We start from the raw sequence: 16,926 nt of genomic DNA, 5'->3' as shown, positions 1-16,926 counted from the left end.
CCTTTATGATATTATAACAAAACAATACAAGAGATAACCACATGCTAATAGACACACATTGCCACCTCGATTTTAAGGATTTTGACGCGGATCGGGGGGCCGTTTTGGATAGGGCCGTTAAGGCCGCAGTTGCGCGAATCATTAATGTAGGCAGCTCCATAGAGGGAAGCCGCCGGTGCGTGGAGCTTGCGGACAAATATGATATTGTCTACGCTTCCGTCGGAGTACATCCGCATGACGCAAGTAAAGTTACCGACAAAGTAGTGGATGATATAAAGGCTCTGGCTAAAAATAAGAAGGTGGTTGCCATTGGAGAGGTGGGCCTTGATTATTACAGAAACCTTTCATCCAAAGAAACCCAGAAAGTAATATTCAAAAGATTCATTCAGCTCGCGCAGGAGGTAAAGCTGCCTCTTATAATCCACTCACGGGAAGCGGACGACGATACCATAAGCATTCTGAAAGAATACGGTCCCAAGATAAGAGGCGTCATCCACTGTTTCTCCGGAAGCGGTGAGCTTTTGAAAGCGTGTCTTGATATGGGGCTATATATTTCATTCACCTGCAATCTCACTTTCAAGAAAGCCCAGGCTCTAAGAGAGTCGGCAAGGACAGTTCCGACGGAAAAAATTTTATTGGAGACGGACGCGCCATTTTTATCACCCGAAGGCCTGAGGGGTAAACGCAATGAACCGTCTTATCTTACTTATTTAGTCGATGAATGGTCTAAAATAACCGGACTTACAAAGGATGATATAGCGAGAATTACCACACATAATGCCAACGGCTTATTTTCTTTAGGGATCGATGAGGAATATTCCAAGATAGCGTATGAAATAAGAGATTCCCTGTATCTTAACATTACCAACAGATGCACAAACAACTGTTATTTCTGCGTAAGGGCCCAGACGGCGTTTGTCAAAGGCCATAATCTTAAACTGGATAGAGAACCGACATTGACAGAGGTGCTGAAAGCGGTAGGGTCTGATCCGAAAAAGTACAAGGAGATAGTATTTTGTGGCTATGGAGAACCTACGGCAAGGCTCGATATTGTTAAAGCAGTTGCGGATGATTTAAAGGCCAAAGGCGCTGTTATAAGGCTTGTCACAAACGGCCACGGCGACCTTATAAACGGCAGGCCGATAGCGAAAGAACTCGCGGGATTGATAGACAGGGTATCGATAAGCTTAAACACGGATAATGAAAAATTATACAATAAAATCTGTAAACCTGAATTTGGCGAAAAGACATACAAGGCGGTGGTAAAGTTTATCAAAGATTGTGTGGAAAATAAGATCGAGACAGAAATCACATGCCTTAGTCTGCCGGAAGTGGATATAAAAGGGTGCCAGGCCGCTGCCCAGGCGCTTGGAGCGTCTTTTAGAATGAGAACATACGGCGTGACCGGATGAATAAAGTATTAAACTTTGTCAATAAAGAGCGCCTCTATCTGCTTATACTGGTGTTTGTTCTTTTATTTAACGCTATCATGTTCTTAAGCCCCGAAAAGGCGGAGAAGGTTAAAAAGGCTAAGGCCGGGCAGGAGTTAAGCCAGGATCTTTTTGCCCGCAGGCCGGATATAGAAGAATCCCTGCGCAAGAATGGGCCGCTTATGCTTTTGTTCGGCATGGCAACGATGCTGATACTGGCCATGCTGATGCTCGGTACGTCTTTGGATTTTATCATCTTCTCGTCGTTATTGAGTAAAAAGTTTGACATACGCAGTTTAAGCCCGCCCGCCGCGAAATGGACGATATGGGATCTTTGCAAGGTTATCATTCTTTTTTTATTTTTCGGCTATATATTAATCATAGCGGAAGCGTTCTGGGCAAGAATTTTTCCCATATTGAAATCGGATAACATCAGGATGATAATCAATACGACGATCCTTGATATATTGGCCGTAGTCTTTATAATAAATCTTTCTATCGTTCAATATAAGGAGAATTTAGAGGCGTTAGGGCTTTCGGTCAAGAATTTTTTTAAAAATGTGTTTTATGGTATAGTCGGATATATTGCGCTATTGCCGGTTTTAGCGGTAATATTGGCCGTCACCGCGATAATAATCAGCATAACAAAATATGTGCCCGAAAGACAGCCTGTGGTAGAGATGTTTTTAAAAGAAAAAGATGTGGCATTCCTTACGTATTCGAGTTTTTTCGCGGCTGTACTCGGACCCATAGTAGAAGAGCTATTCTTCAGGGGCTTCATGTACAATGCCTTAAAAAAATATACAGGCGTACTATGGTCTGTGGTGATAACGGCGGCTATATTCGCTACACTACACTCGCATGTAGTGGGATTTCTGCCCATAATGGCGCTGGGCATCTTGTTGGCGTTCCTATATGAAAAAACAGGTACACTGGTATCTTCTATGACGGTGCATATAACTCATAACCTGAGTATGGTATTTCTGGTTTTTCTGATAAAACAGGCCGGAGTAGTTTGAGAATGGTAAAAGTAGCGATATCTCGATGCGAAAGTTACGATACTAACAATGTACGTGACGCGGTACAGCGGGCGATAGGCCTTGTAGGCGGCATAGAAGCCTTCATAAAGCCCGGCATGAAGGTATTATTGAAACCAAACCTTCTTTCGCCGCATGTGCCCGAAGACGCGGTTACGACGCATCCGGAAGTTGTGAGAGCGGTTGCCCGGCTCGTTAAGGGCGCGGGCGGTATAGTATCTTTAGGCGACGCGCCGGGAGGTTATGGCCATAATATAGATGAGATATTGGAGACTTCCGGCATCAAGAGTGTCGCGGATCAGGAAGGGATCGAGATAAAAAAATTTACATTATCAAGATCAGTTAACGGGATACCATTATCGCAGCATGTTTTGGACGCGGATTTTATTATATCGATACCGAAATTCAAAACGCACAGCATTACGGTAATAACCGCGGCGGTAAAGAATATGTTTGGGGCTGTTGTCGGGCTGTATAAGGCCCAATGCCATTCGCGCGCGCCGAAAGAAGAGGACTTCTCTAAGATAATGGCAAAAGTGTATTCAGTGGCCAGGCCCGGTCTCACAGTTTTGGATGGAATACTGGCCATGGAGGGGGATGGCCCCTCCGCCGGCACGCCCAGGAAGATGAACCTTGTGATGGCGGGAACGGACGCGGTGGCCATAGATGCCTGTATCGCGAAGACAATAGGGTTAAAATCTTTAGATGTGCTCGTTACAAAGGAAGTTTATAAAATGGAGCTTGGAGAAGCCGATCTTTCGCGCATAGAACTTGTCGGCGACGATATCAACGATTTTATAACTAAAGATTTTAAACTGCCGCAGACAACGCCATTGAAGATATTGCCCAAGAGCGTACTGAACGCGTTGGCGTCGCTTGTAAGATTCAAGCCATACATAGATAAAGACATATGCAGAAGGTGCAATCTGTGTAAAGTTACTTGCCCCGCTGACTGTATAACCATAGAAGAAGGCCATTGCGAAATCGATTATAAAAAGTGTATCAGATGCCTGTGTTGTCACGAGGTATGTCCGTATAAGGCTATATCTATTAAGCGGAATATTTTGACAAAGATGATCTGGGGATAGGGGAGGAAGGATGCCGGTAGAGACGATTACATTTAAGAACGGTAAAATCAGATTTATAGACCAGACGCTATTGCCGCATAAGTTTAAAGTTGTTTCGACAGATGATGTCCGCAGGCTCTGGCGCGCGATAAAGCGCCTGGAGATCCGCGGGGCTCCGGCAATCGGCATAGCGGGGGCATTAGGCGTGATTATCGGAATTAAAGATTCCGGGGCGGGAAATTTTAACGCATTTTTTAAAGAGATGAGAAGACACGTTTTGTATTTGGGCTCCTCGCGTCCGACAGCGGTAAATCTATTTTGGGCGCTTGAGAGGATGGAAAAGGCCGCTTATGAGCACAGAAAAAATACCATTCCGCAGATAAAGAATATATTATTGAAAGAGGCGCTTAAAATTATCGATGAAGATAAGTCAGCCTGCCGGCGCATGGCACGCCATGGCGCGAGCCTTGTAAAGAAGGGCTCGAGAATACTCACGCATTGCAATGCGGGAGGGCTCGCCACGGCGGATTATGGGACAGCTTTGGGAGTGCTCTTTAAGGCGAATAAACAGGGCAAGAATATAAAAGCGTATGTAGATGAGACCAGGCCATTGTTACAGGGAGCGCGTCTTACCACATGGGAATTGATGCGTGAAGGCATAGATACGACATTGATCTGTGACAACATGGCGGCGAGCCTTATGGAGAAGGGCAAGATAGATATGATATTCGTCGGGGCGGACCGCATAGCCGCAAACGGCGACGCGGCAAATAAGATAGGCACATACAGCCTTGCTGTATCAGCCGGTTATCACAAGATCCCTTTCTATGTCGTGGCACCCATATCGACTTTTGATTTTAGGCTGAAGACAGGCAAGGAGATTCCCATAGAAGAGCGAGACGGCAATGAAGTAAGGGGCGTAGTCGGCAAGATGATGGCGCCGCGCAATGTTAAAGTCTATAACCCGGCCTTTGATGTTACACCGGCCAAATTGATAACAGCCATAATAACCGAAAAAGGAATATTTAAAAGATGCGGATCAAAAATATCGGTGAAATAGAACTAATAAAGCGCCTGGCGAAGAATTTTCGTCTCGACAACTCTGTTGTAAAGGGCAGCGGGGACGATACGGCTGTTTTAAAATGGGACAAGAATAATTATCTTCTCTTTACCTGTGACATGACAATTGAGGATGTGCATTTTAAGTTAACTAAGGCAACGCCTTTTCAGATAGGATGGAAGGCGCTCGCGCGCAATATCAGCGACATTGCCGCCATGGGCGGCGTGCCAAAACACGCCGTGGTCTCTCTTGGAATACACTCCGGACTCGATGTGTCAATAGCGGACGGTATATGCAAGGGCCTCAAGGCCGCGGCAGATGGATTCGGCGTAAATATAGTCGGCGGCGATATGTCCGAATCCAAAAAAATAGTTATCGACGTTTCTTTGATAGGGCAGGCTAAGAAGAAAAACCTGGCCTTGCGCAGCGGCGCAAAACCGGGCGATCTTATATTGGTAACGGGCTCGTTTGGCGGCTCAATAAGAGGAAAGCACCTTAATTTTATGCCCCGTGTCCGGGAATCTCAAGACATAGTGAATAATTTTAAGGTGAATTCAATGATAGATGTGTCCGACGGTCTTGCTCTGGATCTTTACAGGATAATGAAAGCAAGCCGCGTGGGCTCGTGCATATATGAAGAGAGTATACCCCTCTCCAGAGACGCGGTGAGTTTAAAGAACGCGCTATACGACGGTGAGGATTATGAATTGTTATTTACGATGGGCGCGAAAGAAGCGGAAAAACTGCTGCGGCGTAATTTCTCGAAGGCGGGAACGCGCATCTCATTGATAGGCGAGATAACGGATAAAAAGTACGGATATAAAATTATCAGGGAGAAGGGCAAAGAGGAAGGCATAAAAGTAAAAGGATATACGCACTTTTGAAGATAATATCCAAAAGTATAGGCCAGACGATCGCGCTTGGCGAAAAATTAGGAGCAAAGCTTAAGAAAGGCTCGGTCGTGGCATTAGTGGGAGATTTAGGATCCGGCAAGACCGTCTTTACAAAAGGCATAGCTCAAGGCCTTGGCGTGAAGAACGCCCGTTATGTGAATAGCCCCACATTTGTTATTATAAAAGAGTATAAAGGAAAGATGCCCTTGTATCACTTCGACCTATACCGGCTTGACCACTATTCTTCATTTGACGCGATGAACTACGAAGAATATTTTTATAGCGACGGCGTGACCGTTATAGAATGGGCTGATAAGATACGGCAGCTTTTGCCAAAAAAATATACTGAAGTGAGATTCTCCGTGGCCGGAGAAGAGAAGCGGAAGATAGAGATATTATGATAATACTTGCTATAGATACATCCACGGATTATTTAAGCCTGGCGGTGCTTAAGGCCGATAAGGTGATAGCGAAATTTCATAAGAAGGCCGATATGAGGCACTCCATTTTACTGGTGCCTACGATAGATAAGCTCTTAAAAAAAGCGAAGATCAGAATAAAAGAGATAGATTGTTTCGCGATAAGCGTAGGCCCGGGTTCGTTTACGGGATTGCGCATAGGAGTTACAGTTGTGAAAGGGCTTGCCTTTGCTTTAAATAAACCTGTAATAGCCGTGCCAACGCTCGATGTTATAGCTATGAACGCCAGGAAGTTTAAAGGCATAATATGCCCCGTGTTGGACGCGCGAAAAAATAAAGTTTATGCCTGCCTGTATAGATCGGACGGGTCTATAATAAAGAGATTATCAAAATATCTGCTTTTGCCGCTCGATGATCTATTGAGAAAATTGGAAAAATATGATAAAGTTTTGTTTTTAGGTGACGCCATTTCCCCTCCCGGAGGGGAAAACCATTTCCCCTCCGGGAGGGGAGGTAAGGTTCTCAAAGATTATCATCCGAAAGCGGAAATTGTGGCGCGTTTGGCGGCAGAAGATTTTAAGAAGAAAAAATTTATTAAGGCACAGGACCTTGAGCCTATGTATATATATTCTAAAGAATGCGATGTGACCGGCCGATGAACGCAATTCCCGTAAAAACAAGAAACGGAGTTACCAGGGCGCGTTATCGTCCCACATGGGCCGATGTAGACTTAGGCGCCATAGAGCATAACTATACGCAGGTAAAACGCCTTGTCGGCAAAGATGTAATGTTAATGGCCGTGGTAAAAGCAAACGCCTATGGGCATGGCACCGTGGAGATTGCCAGGGTGCTTGAGAATATAGGCGTTAATTATTTGGGCGTTGCCACTACGGATGAGGCGGTGCGCATTAGAGACCATGGTATAAAGACGCCCATATTGATATTGGGCTCTATATTGCCCGAGGAAGTAAAGATAGCCAAATACCGCGATATAGCTATAACTCTTTGCAATGACGAAATATTTAATGAAATAAAGAGACTGGCAAAACAGGAAGAGCCTGGCGACCCAAAGATCAAAGTGCACATAAAGGTAGATACGGGCATGGGCCGTATCGGTATATGGCATGAAGACGCGCTTGCATTCGTAAAAGAGATAGCGGCTGAAAAGACCGTAGCGATGGAAGGGATTTACACGCATTTTTCGAGCGCCGGCCGCGACGAATTTTTTACAAGTTACCAGATAGAGTCCTTCGAAAGGCTGCTGGCCTCGATAGAGAAGAGCTGGATAAAGATACCTTTAAAGCACGCGGCCAACTCTATCGCTACAGTCGATTTTAAAAGATCACACCTTAATCTTGTCCGCCCGGGCCTTATCATATACGGCATGTATCCTAAGCACACATTCCCAAAACTCATTAAATTAAAGCCGGCCATGTCTTTAAAGACAAAAATTGTGTTTATAAAAGATATACCTCCCGGACGCTCAATAAGTTATGGCAGGACATTCATCAGCCAGAGGCCCACAAAGGTGGCCACTGTGCCTATAGGCTATGCCGATGGCTATAATAGGGGAGTTTCAAATAAAGCCCAAGTCCTTGTCCGCGGACAATTTGCGCCTGTTGTGGGCAAGGTTACCATGGACCAGACCATGATAGATGTGGGCCATGTAAGAGGCGTTAAGGTAGGTGACGAAGTGGTTTTAATAGGGAAACAGGGCAGGCACGAAATACGCATAGAACAATTGGCCCGTCTTGCCGGCACAATAGCCTATGATTTTATCTGCGGCATATCAAATCGCGTCCCGCGTATCTACTCGGAATAAAGCCATTTTCTTACATTTAATTCATTTGACACCCCATAAAGATATAGTATATAATTTTATGCTTATACGAGGAGAACATACATGAAGAGCGATAAGATAAAAAAGGGTATTGAGAGGGCGGGAGCAAGAAGCCTTTTATACGCCACGGGTATATCCAAAGATGACATGGCTAAGCCGTTTATAGCGGTTGCTACGTCAAAGACAGATATTATCCCCGGCCACATACACATGGACAGGTTAGAGAGGTTTATTGAGCGCGGAATATGCGCGGCAGGCGGCGTTCCTTTCTTCTTCGGTATTCCGGGAATCTGCGATGGTATCGCGATGGGCCACGGAGGCATGAAATACTCCCTTGCTTCGCGAGAGCTCATAGCGGACATGGTCGAGACTATCTGCAAAGCGCACTCTTTTGACGGGCTCGTTTGTCTGACCAATTGCGATAAGATCACTCCCGGTATGCTTATGGGTGTGGGCCGTTTGAATATTCCATCTATTGTTGTTACCGCGGGGCCTATGATGAGCGGAAATTACAGGGGCAGGCGACTATCGCTCGTTAAAGATACTTTTGAAGCGGTAGGCAAGTTCAAAAAAGGCGATATTTCACAGGAAGAGATGTGTAATCTTGAGATGTGCGCGTGCCCAGGGGCGGGCGCGTGCCAGGGGTTGTATACCGCGAATTCGATGTCATGTATAACCGAGGCGCTGGGCATGAGCGTTCCGGGTTGCGCTACGGCTATGGCCGTCTCCGCTAAAAAAGACAGGATAGCGCAGGAGTCCGGCGAGAAGATAGTTAATTTAGTCAGGCGCAATATTTTGCCGCGGACCATAATGAGAAAAGAGGCGTTTGAGAACGCGATAAAGATCGATATGGCGCTTGGCGGGTCAACAAATACAGTTTTACATCTATTGGCAATAGCGCGCGAATTCGATATAAGCCTTAACATAGACGAATTCGATAAGATTTCACGCACCACACCGCATATCACAAACATTCTACCCGGCGGAGAGCATTTCATGGAAGATTTGGAATATGCCGGTGGGATACCCGCTATTATGAAGAGGATGAAGAATGTCCTCAATGATGTTATGACTTGCAGTGGTAAACAGATTAGCCAGATAGCTAATGATGCCCAGGTTCTGGATGAGAATGTGATACGCGATATAAAGAACCCATATCACGCCGAAGGCGGTATAGCCGTCTTAAAAGGCAACTTAGCCCCGGAAGGAGCAGTTGTAAAACAGACCGCGGTGTCGGCGAAGATGATGAATTTTACAGGTAAGGCGCGGGTCTTTGAATCTGAAGAGACGTGTATGCAGGCTATCATGGCCGGTAAGATCAAAAAAGGCGATTGTATAGTCATACGCTATGAAGGGCCCAAGGGCGGCCCCGGCATGAGAGAGATGCTATCTCCGACTGCCGCTATAGTCGGGATGGGTTTAGCGGATGATGTGGCATTGATTACCGACGGAAGATTTTCGGGCGGAACACAGGGGCCGTGCATCGGCCATATTTCACCCGAAGCTCAAATAGGAGGGATTATCGCTATCGTGCAGGACGGCGATGAGATAGTTATAGATATTCCAAAAAGAAAATTGGAGCTAAAATTGAGCGAATCCGAGATAAAATCGCGCATGGCTAAATGGCATGCTCCGGAGATTAAAGAGAAAGAAGGATACCTGGCGCGATACGCTAAATTCGTTTCGTCCGCGTCAGAAGGCGCAATACTTAAGGTTTAAAAAATGAAACTTACAGGCGCAAAAATATTAATAGAGTGTTTGAAGAAAGAGGGCGTCGAGGTATTATTCGGCTACCCCGGCGGACAGGTATTGCCGATATTCGACCAACTATACGACGCGCCGATTAAATTTATCCTGACACGGCATGAGCAGGCGGCAGCGCATGCCGCCGATGGTTACGCGCGAGCTACCGGCAGGGTTGGCGTATGCCTCGCGACGTCGGGCCCGGGCGCGACCAACCTTGTTACGGGAATCGCCACCGCATATATGGACTCTATCCCTATGGTGGCGTTGACAGGGCAGGTCAAAAGCTTTCTTATAGGCAATGACGCGTTTCAGGAAGCCGACATCACCGGTATAACGAGGCCTATAACCAAACACAATTATCTGGTCGAAGATGTTAAGGATCTTGCCAGGACCATAAAAGAGGCATTTCATATCGCTTCTACCGGCAGGCCAGGTCCGGTGCTCGTTGATATACCCAGTGATATACAGATGCAGGAGACGGAGTTTGTCTATCCTGATAAGGTCGATATACGCGGATATAATCCTACATACAAAGGCCATCCGGGGCAGATAAAGAAGATGGCGAAGGCTATCGCCGATTCAAAGAGGCCGGTGCTATATGTGGGCGGCGGCGCGATGTCTTCGGACGCGTCCGAAGAAGTGAGATCTCTCGCTATTAAAAATGAGATACCGGTAACGATGACACTTTTGGGATTGGGCGCGTTCCCGCAGGACCACAAACTTTCATTGGGGATGCCCGGCATGCATGGCACGGCTTACGCTAACCACGCGATAATGGAATCGGACCTTATTGTTGCCATCGGAGCCAGGTTTGACGACAGGGTCACCGGAAAGATAGACGCGTTTGCGCCTCATGCGAAGATAGTGCATATAGACATAGATCCGGCGAGTGTTTCAAAGACCGTCGATGTCGATATACCCGTAGTCGGAGACGCCAAAGAAGTTTTGAAACAGCTCAACAAAATAGTTAAAAAGCCGGATACGAAAGATTGGCTTAAGCAAATAGACGGATGGAAGAAGAATTTTCCGCTCAAGTATAAAAATGACGATAAGTTACGTCCGCAGTATGTTGTAGAGCAGATATATGAAATTACCAAGGGCAAAGCGATAATCGCGACCGAAGTCGGGCAGCATCAGATGTGGGCCGCCCAGTTCTACAAATTTTTACTGCCCAGGACAATACTCTCTTCCGGCGGACTGGGTACTATGGGGTATGGTTTTCCGGCCGCTATAGGCGCGAAGATAGGAAGGCCCGAAATGCCCGTTTTTGATATAGCGGGTGATGGGTCTATACAGATGAATATACAGGAACTCGCGACAGCGGTTATAAACAAAGTGCCGGTTAAGGTCGCGATATTGAATAATTGCTATCTTGGAATGGTCAGGCAGTGGCAGGAGTTATTCTATAAAAAAAGATATTCATATACGACCCTTTGCGGGACGTGCCCTGATTTTGTAAAACTCGCCGAAAGCTACGGCGCTGTCGGCATACGTGTTACCAAAAAAAGCGAAGTCAAATCGGCGATCGAGAAAGCATTAAAGACGGACAATGTAGTCTTTATTGATTTTCGCGTCGAACAGGAAGAGAATGTTTTTCCTATGGTGCCGGCAGGCGAAGCCATAAATAAGATGATAGACGGTGGTTTAGCATGAAGCATACTATTTCAGTGTTGGTTGAGAATAAGTTCGGAGTCCTGGCGCGCGTAGCGGGCTTGTTTAGCGCGCGCGGATTTAATATAAACTCTCTGGCGGTCGGAGAGACGGAAGATCCGAGTATTTCAAGGATGACCATAGTGTCTGAGGGCGATGACAAGACGCTTGAGCAGATAAAAAAGCAGCTGAATAAGCTTATAGATGTAATAAAGGTAGTCGACTTCAAAGAGGGCGAATTCGTGGACAGGGAACTTATGCTGATAAAAGTGTCGGTAAGCCCCAAGACCAGAAGTCAGATACTCGAAGTGGTAGAATCTGTTGACGCGAGGATAGTTAACGCAGGTTCAAAATCTGTAAGCATAGAAGCGACGGGTGATTCAACAAAAATAAAGGGTTTATTGGCGCTGCTGAAGCCGTTTGGGATAATAGAGGTTGTCCGGACGGGCAGGATAGCTATGGATACGACCGAAAAAGGTTTGAGCGGGCTTTCGGGTAAGCCGGAAGTAAATGAGTAAATAAAAGGAGGAAGCAATGGCAAAGATTTATTATGACAACGATGCTGATCTGAATATTCTGAAGGGGAAAAAGATAGCCGTAATAGGATATGGTATCCAGGGCCGTGGACAGAGCCTTAACTTAAGAGATTCGGGGCTTGAGGTAATAGTAAGCGAGCTGCCCGGAACAAAAAATTACGAGCAAGCGAAAGCCGATGGTTTTAATCCCGTATCCGCTAAAGAGGCTTCTGCGGCGGCGGATCTCATCCAGATATTGACAGAAGATCACGTACAGGCAAAGGTTTACAAGGAACAGATCGCCGAGAATATGACAAAAGGCAAGGTATTGATATTTTCGCATGGTTTCAATATAAGGTTTAAACAGATAAAGCCCTCAAAAAAGATAGACGTCGTTATGATAGCCCCTAAAGGGCCGGGCGCTTTAGTAAGAAAGATGTATGAAGAAGGCAAAGGCGTGCCGTGCCTGGTCGCTATTCATCAAGACGCCACCGGCAACGCGCTGAAGGTAGCGCTTGCATACGCTAAAGGCATCGGCGGGACAAAGGCCGGAGTCATCGAGACTACATTTAACGAAGAGACCGAGACGGATCTATTCGGCGAACAGGCCGTTCTTTGCGGCGGAGTGAGTGAACTTATCATGGCCGGCTTTGATACACTTGTCGACGCCGGATACCAGCCGGAGATAGCGTATTTTGAAGTATTGCATGAACTGAAACTTATCACAGACCTTATCCAGGAAAGAGGCGTAAGCGGAATGAGGCGCGGAGTTTCGAACACAGCTTGTTACGGCGATATTACGCGCGGACCGAGAATCATTACCGAGAGAACGCGCAAAGAGATGAAGAAGATTCTTAAAGAGATCACAAGCGGCAAATTTGCCCGCGAATGGATAAATGAGAATGAGACTGGCAGGCCTAATTGGACAGCGCTTTTAAAGAAGGGCGATGAGCACAAGATAGAAAAGGTCGGTCAGGATCTTCGCAAAATGATGCCATGGATGAAAAAATAATAATATTTGATACGACGCTGCGCGATGGGGAGCAGTGTCCGGGCGCCAGCCTGAATATCAACGAGAAGATCGAGATAGCGAGACAGCTCGCTGTTCTCGGCGTCGATGTAATTGAGGCAGGCTTTCCTATTTCCAGCCCCGGAGACTTCGAATCAGTAAAGCGTGTAGCTAAAGAAGTGAAGGGCCCTGTTGTCTGCGGCCTGGCGCGCGCCATAGAAAAAGATATAGATGCGTCTTATAACGCGGTAAAATATTCATCTCATCCGCGCATTCATGTATTTCTCGCGACTTCAAAGATACATATGAAATATAAGCTCAAGAAGGCGGAAGACGAGATACTGCGCCTTGCGGCGGCTGCTGTAAAATATGCCAGAAATAAGTGTAACGACATTGAATTTTCACCCGAGGACGCTTCGCGCACCGATAGAGACTTCCTATATAAGGTAGTCGAGGCTGTTATAAATGCCGGCGCCAAAACTGTAAACATTCCCGATACAGTTGGGTACTCCACGCCATTCGAATTTGCCAGCATAATAAAAGGCATAAAAGAGAACGTACCGAATATCGACAAGGCCGTAATAAGTGTGCATTGCCACAACGACCTTGGTCTTGGCGTAGCGAACTCTTTAGCCGCGGTGCTCAATGGCGCGAGGCAGGTAGAATGCACGATAAATGGGCTGGGTGAGCGCGCGGGTAACGCGTCTTTGGAAGAGATAGTTATGACGATAAGAACTCGTAATGATATATTCAAAAATATAAGCACCGGTATAAACACAAAAGAGATATTCAAGACGAGCCGCCTCGTATCGAAGCTGACCGGCATGCCGGTACAACCAAACAAAGCTATAGTAGGCGCCAATGCCTTCGCGCATGAATCCGGAATACATCAGGATGGAGTGCTTAAGGAGAGGATAACCTACGAAATAATGAAGCCAGAGGATGTAGGTGTCACCGAAACAAAACTCGTCTTAGGGAAACATTCCGGCAGGCACGCATTTAAAGCGAGGCTGTTGAGTCTTGGGTTTACCTTAAAAGAAGATCAGGTTGAAAAGGCTTTTAACCGTTTTAAGGAACTGGCCGATAAGAAGAAAGAGATATTTGACGAAGACCTTGAAACTATAGTAGATGAAGAGATATCAAAGATACCCGAAGCGTTAAGGTTAGAGCATTTCCATATTACCTCGGGTGACAGCATAAAGCCATCCGCGACGATAGAGATTAAATATAAGGGCAAGGCCTTTGAAAGCTCATCCAGTGGCGACGGTCCGGTCGATGCCTGTTATAAGGCCATCGATAAAGTGATCAAGATAGGCGGAAAGCTTCTTGATTATCAGATAAAGTCTGTCACGAGCGGCAAAGACGCTCTTGGTGAAGTATCGGTCAAGATAGGATCAAAAAGCGCTGTTGTCTCCGGCAGAGGCGCGTCTACCGATATCATAGAGGCAAGTATAAAGGCGTATATCAACGCCGTAAATAAGCTTCTACATAAAAAATAATGGCAAAACTCACTTACGGGCTTATCGGTCATCCGGTTGGGCATTCTCTTTCTCCCGCCATGCATAATGCCGCGTTCAAGGCGCTTAAGATCGATGCCGAATATAAATTATTCGATATTCTCCCCGAAGACTTGGAAGCATTCCTAAAAGACCTGTCCAAAAATGGCATATCCGGCGTAAATGTAACTATTCCCCATAAGGTAAAGGCTAAAGGGTACATCGAAAAAAACGGTATTCTGGATGAGCACGCCTCAAGGCTGGGCGCGGTAAATACTATTAAAGTAGACGCGAAAAAATTGCACGGTTTTAATACCGACGGACCGGGTTTTTACAAATCACTGATAGAGGACCTTAAATTTAAGCCGGAAGATAAGACCGTATTTGTGCTTGGCGCCGGAGGCGCGGCCAGGGCGGTGGTGATGTATCTGGGAGAAAAGCCTAAGAAGATATATATTACCGACATAGACAACTATATGACGGGCGAGCTTAAGAAGCATTTCGAAAAATATTATAGCTGGCGTAAGCTTGAAGTGATGAAAAGAGGCGATTTTGAAAAAGATCTTGAGAATGCGGACCTATTCGTCCAGGCCACTCCTATAGGGATGAAGGACGACGATCCGTCTCCTATAGATTCGAATTTTTTACACCCAGACTTATACATCTATGATTTAGTTTATAATAGGCCTGTTACCAAGCTTGTTGGGGAGGCATTGAAAAAGAATCTGAAGGCTACGACTGGATTAGGGATGCTATTATATCAGGGCGCTATAGCATTTGAGTTATGGACAGGCAAGAAAGCGCCTGTCGAGGTGATGAGAAAAGCTTTGCAGGAAGCGATGGAGAATAATGGATAAGGCCTTTGTATTTATTTTTGGCGCGATAGTGGGCAGTTTCTTGAACGTGTGCATATACCGCCTTCCAAAAGGGCGCTCCGTGATCATTCCGGGATCGCATTGCCCTAATTGCGCGGCTAAGATACGCTGGTTTGACAACATACCTATACTGGCCTACATATTTCTGGGTGGTAAAGCAAGATGCTGTAAGGCAAAAATTTCTTTCAGGTATTTTATAGTAGAGGTCATTACCGCGCTGGCGTTTTTGGCGCTTTTCGTATCTTTCGGTATCAGCGCGAAATTTTTCGCGTACATTATCATGGTCTGTGGCCTGGTAATAGCTACATTTGTGGATTTTGAGATACAAGAGATACCCGATGAGATATCCGTGGGCGGCCTCATAGTCGGGTTGGCTCTATCGGCAGCGTTTCCGTCGGTATTGAACGAACCTACAAGGCTGGGTGGAGTCTTAAATTCATTTTTGGGGGCAATGGCAGGCGGCATGATGATCTATGCGATGGGCATGTTGGGCGAGTTTGCTTTTAAAAAAGAGGCGATGGGCGGAGGAGATGTTAAACTGCTTGCGATGATAGGATCTTTTATAGGGTGGAAGCTGACGATATTGACTTTTTTTACAGCGCCGATATTCGGCTCTGTGGTGGGCATAATATTGAAGATAAGAGAAGGTAAGGATATAATTCCCTACGGGCCGTATCTATCTATGGCGGCCGTATCTTCTATTTTTTTCGGAGAAAAAGTTTTAAAATTTCTATTTCAGGGAACTTTTTAAGGAGGGCCATATGCTTCGATACTTGACAGGCGGTGAATCGCACGGAAGATGCATGCTTACTATCATTGACGGTATGCCTGCGGGGGTGTATATCGACAAGACAATAGTGGATGATGAGCTGGCAAAACGCATGCTCGGATACGGCCGCGGCAAGCGTATGCAGATAGAGACAGACAAGGTAGAGATCCTTTCGGGGTTAAGAGCCGGCAAGACGATAGGCAGCCCCATATCACTTCTCGTAAAGAACATAGATCAGTCTATCGACAGGCTTCCAAAAGTTTATGAACCGCGTCCCGGACATGCGGACTTAACCGGAGTGCTGAAATATAATCTCGATGATATCCGCAGCGTCCTTGAAAGAGCCAGCGCCAGAGAAACAGTGGCCAGAGTCGCAGCGGGAGCGGTATCGAAGATATTCTTGGCGCAATTCGGCGTAAAAATAGCAAGCCATGTTGTTGCCATAGGCGCGGCGCAGTCCAGGGCAAAGGGCCTGACTGTCGAAAAGATAGTTTCAATATCAGGCAAGTCTCCGGTAATGTGCGCCGATCCGCACGCGTCGTCACTTATGTGCGAGCAGATAGACAAAGCGGCAAGAGCGGGCGATACATTGGGCGGAGTGTTTGAAGTCGTTATACACGGTGTTGTGCCGGGGCTGGGCAGCTATGTTCAATGGGACAGGAAGATAGACGCGAATCTCGCGAGAGCGATAATGTCCATTCAGGCGATAAAGGGAGTAAGTTTCGGCATGGGTTTCGAAGCCGCCGCGGCAAAAGGTTCGGGAGTCCACGATGAAATATTCCATGCCAAAAAGGACGGATTCTACAGAAAGACCAATAATGCCGGAGGAATAGAGGGCGGCATGACGACAGGCGAAGATATAATTATAAAGGCGGCCATGAAGCCTATATCCACGCTTATAAGGCCGCTATCTACCATAAATATCAGGACGAAGAAGAAAGTTAAGGCCACCGTGGAAAGATCCGATGTGTGCGCCGTTCCCGCGGCCGCAGTAATCGGCGAGGCCGTATCGGCTATAGAGATCGCAAACTCATTTATAGAGAAATTCGGCGGGGATTCCATTACCGAGATGAAGAGAAATTACAGCGGATATTTGGCGCAAATAAGGAAGTTCTAATAT

16 protein-coding genes are annotated in these 16,926 nt (G+C 46.3%); all 16 read left to right on the top strand.

The window, feature by feature from the left end; genetic code table 11:
- Nucleotides 1-41: 41 nt before the first annotated feature.
- The gene (locus Q8R38_02255) at nt 42-1,412 is read left to right on the top strand and encodes a YchF/TatD family DNA exonuclease (GenBank protein MDP3790846.1); all 1,371 of its coding nucleotides are present in this window, start codon (nt 42-44) and stop codon (nt 1,410-1,412) included.
- Nucleotides 1,409-2,449, top strand: a complete 1,041-nt coding sequence (locus Q8R38_02250) for a type II CAAX endopeptidase family protein (GenBank protein ID MDP3790845.1) — start codon at nt 1,409-1,411, stop codon at nt 2,447-2,449. Before Q8R38_02255 ends, Q8R38_02250 begins: the two co-directional genes overlap by 4 nt.
- A 2-nt stretch (nt 2,450-2,451) precedes the next feature.
- Entirely contained in the window at nt 2,452-3,555 is a 1,104-nt protein-coding gene (locus tag Q8R38_02245; GenBank protein MDP3790844.1) for a DUF362 domain-containing protein, read from the top strand.
- A gap of 10 nt (nt 3,556-3,565) precedes the next feature.
- On the top strand, nt 3,566-4,594 hold the full coding sequence (mtnA, locus tag Q8R38_02240) for an S-methyl-5-thioribose-1-phosphate isomerase (protein MDP3790843.1): 1,029 nt from the start codon (nt 3,566-3,568) through the stop codon (nt 4,592-4,594).
- Complete coding sequence (locus Q8R38_02235) at nt 4,567-5,478, top strand: thiamine-phosphate kinase (protein ID MDP3790842.1); 912 nt, start codon at nt 4,567-4,569, stop codon at nt 5,476-5,478. The genes mtnA and Q8R38_02235 overlap by 28 nt, the downstream gene beginning before the upstream one ends.
- Nucleotides 5,475-5,888 carry a tRNA (adenosine(37)-N6)-threonylcarbamoyltransferase complex ATPase subunit type 1 TsaE gene (gene tsaE / locus Q8R38_02230; protein ID MDP3790841.1) on the top strand — a complete coding sequence of 138 codons (414 nt, stop codon included), beginning with the start codon at nt 5,475-5,477 and terminating at the stop codon, nt 5,886-5,888. The genes Q8R38_02235 and tsaE overlap by 4 nt, the downstream gene beginning before the upstream one ends.
- Entirely contained in the window at nt 5,885-6,565 is a 681-nt protein-coding gene (gene tsaB / locus Q8R38_02225; protein MDP3790840.1) for a tRNA (adenosine(37)-N6)-threonylcarbamoyltransferase complex dimerization subunit type 1 TsaB, read from the top strand. The genes tsaE and tsaB overlap by 4 nt, the downstream gene beginning before the upstream one ends.
- On the top strand, nt 6,562-7,728 hold the full coding sequence (gene alr / locus Q8R38_02220; GenBank protein MDP3790839.1) for an alanine racemase: 1,167 nt from the start codon (nt 6,562-6,564) through the stop codon (nt 7,726-7,728). Before tsaB ends, alr begins: the two co-directional genes overlap by 4 nt.
- An 81-nt stretch (nt 7,729-7,809) precedes the next feature.
- Nucleotides 7,810-9,465, top strand: coding sequence for a dihydroxy-acid dehydratase (gene ilvD, locus Q8R38_02215; protein ID MDP3790838.1), 1,656 nt, complete (start codon nt 7,810-7,812; stop codon nt 9,463-9,465).
- A gap of 3 nt (nt 9,466-9,468) precedes the next feature.
- Entirely contained in the window at nt 9,469-11,145 is a 1,677-nt protein-coding gene (ilvB, locus tag Q8R38_02210; GenBank protein MDP3790837.1) for a biosynthetic-type acetolactate synthase large subunit, read from the top strand.
- Nucleotides 11,142-11,660: an acetolactate synthase small subunit gene (gene ilvN, locus Q8R38_02205; GenBank protein ID MDP3790836.1), complete on the top strand. Its 519-nt coding sequence runs from the start codon at nt 11,142-11,144 to the stop codon at nt 11,658-11,660. The genes ilvB and ilvN overlap by 4 nt, the downstream gene beginning before the upstream one ends.
- A 16-nt stretch (nt 11,661-11,676) precedes the next feature.
- Nucleotides 11,677-12,669, top strand: a complete 993-nt coding sequence (gene ilvC / locus Q8R38_02200) for a ketol-acid reductoisomerase (protein MDP3790835.1) — start codon at nt 11,677-11,679, stop codon at nt 12,667-12,669.
- Nucleotides 12,654-14,165 (top strand): 2-isopropylmalate synthase, encoded by a 1,512-nt coding sequence (locus Q8R38_02195; protein ID MDP3790834.1) that lies wholly within the window; start codon nt 12,654-12,656, stop codon nt 14,163-14,165. The genes ilvC and Q8R38_02195 overlap by 16 nt, the downstream gene beginning before the upstream one ends.
- Nucleotides 14,165-15,019 carry a shikimate dehydrogenase gene (gene aroE / locus Q8R38_02190; protein ID MDP3790833.1) on the top strand — a complete coding sequence of 285 codons (855 nt, stop codon included), beginning with the start codon at nt 14,165-14,167 and terminating at the stop codon, nt 15,017-15,019. The genes Q8R38_02195 and aroE overlap by 1 nt, the downstream gene beginning before the upstream one ends.
- Entirely contained in the window at nt 15,012-15,788 is a 777-nt protein-coding gene (locus Q8R38_02185) for a prepilin peptidase (GenBank protein ID MDP3790832.1), read from the top strand. The genes aroE and Q8R38_02185 overlap by 8 nt, the downstream gene beginning before the upstream one ends.
- Before the next feature lie 10 nt (nt 15,789-15,798).
- Complete coding sequence (gene aroC / locus Q8R38_02180) at nt 15,799-16,923, top strand: chorismate synthase (GenBank protein MDP3790831.1); 1,125 nt, start codon at nt 15,799-15,801, stop codon at nt 16,921-16,923.
- The last annotated feature ends 3 nt before the right edge of the window (nt 16,924-16,926 follow it).

The sequence above is a fragment of the Candidatus Omnitrophota bacterium genome (assembly GCA_030695905.1).
In the GTDB taxonomy this organism is placed as follows: domain Bacteria; phylum Omnitrophota; class Gorgyraeia; order 2-01-FULL-45-10; family 2-01-FULL-45-10; genus CAZHPY01.
This window is presented reverse-complemented; position numbering and strand designations above follow the sequence as displayed.

Bases quoted from the DNA above. Each gene is read 5' to 3' on its own strand.
- aroE (MDP3790833.1), top strand. From the start codon at position 14,165: ATGGCAAAACTCACTTACGGGCTTATCGGTCATCCGGTTGGGCATTCT.
- Q8R38_02195 (MDP3790834.1), top strand. From the start codon at position 12,654: ATGGATGAAAAAATAATAATATTTGATACGACGCTGCGCGATGGGGAG.
- Q8R38_02235 (MDP3790842.1), top strand. From the start codon at position 4,567: ATGCGGATCAAAAATATCGGTGAAATAGAACTAATAAAGCGCCTGGCG.
- Q8R38_02185 (MDP3790832.1), top strand. From the start codon at position 15,012: ATGGATAAGGCCTTTGTATTTATTTTTGGCGCGATAGTGGGCAGTTTC.
- Q8R38_02245 (MDP3790844.1), top strand. From the start codon at position 2,452: ATGGTAAAAGTAGCGATATCTCGATGCGAAAGTTACGATACTAACAAT.
- alr (MDP3790839.1), top strand. From the start codon at position 6,562: ATGAACGCAATTCCCGTAAAAACAAGAAACGGAGTTACCAGGGCGCGT.
- Q8R38_02250 (MDP3790845.1), top strand. From the start codon at position 1,409: ATGAATAAAGTATTAAACTTTGTCAATAAAGAGCGCCTCTATCTGCTT.
- ilvN (MDP3790836.1), top strand. From the start codon at position 11,142: ATGAAGCATACTATTTCAGTGTTGGTTGAGAATAAGTTCGGAGTCCTG.
- mtnA (MDP3790843.1), top strand. From the start codon at position 3,566: ATGCCGGTAGAGACGATTACATTTAAGAACGGTAAAATCAGATTTATA.
- Q8R38_02255 (MDP3790846.1), top strand. From the start codon at position 42: ATGCTAATAGACACACATTGCCACCTCGATTTTAAGGATTTTGACGCG.
- ilvC (MDP3790835.1), top strand. From the start codon at position 11,677: ATGGCAAAGATTTATTATGACAACGATGCTGATCTGAATATTCTGAAG.
- aroC (MDP3790831.1), top strand. From the start codon at position 15,799: ATGCTTCGATACTTGACAGGCGGTGAATCGCACGGAAGATGCATGCTT.
- ilvD (MDP3790838.1), top strand. From the start codon at position 7,810: ATGAAGAGCGATAAGATAAAAAAGGGTATTGAGAGGGCGGGAGCAAGA.
- tsaB (MDP3790840.1), top strand. From the start codon at position 5,885: ATGATAATACTTGCTATAGATACATCCACGGATTATTTAAGCCTGGCG.
- ilvB (MDP3790837.1), top strand. From the start codon at position 9,469: ATGAAACTTACAGGCGCAAAAATATTAATAGAGTGTTTGAAGAAAGAG.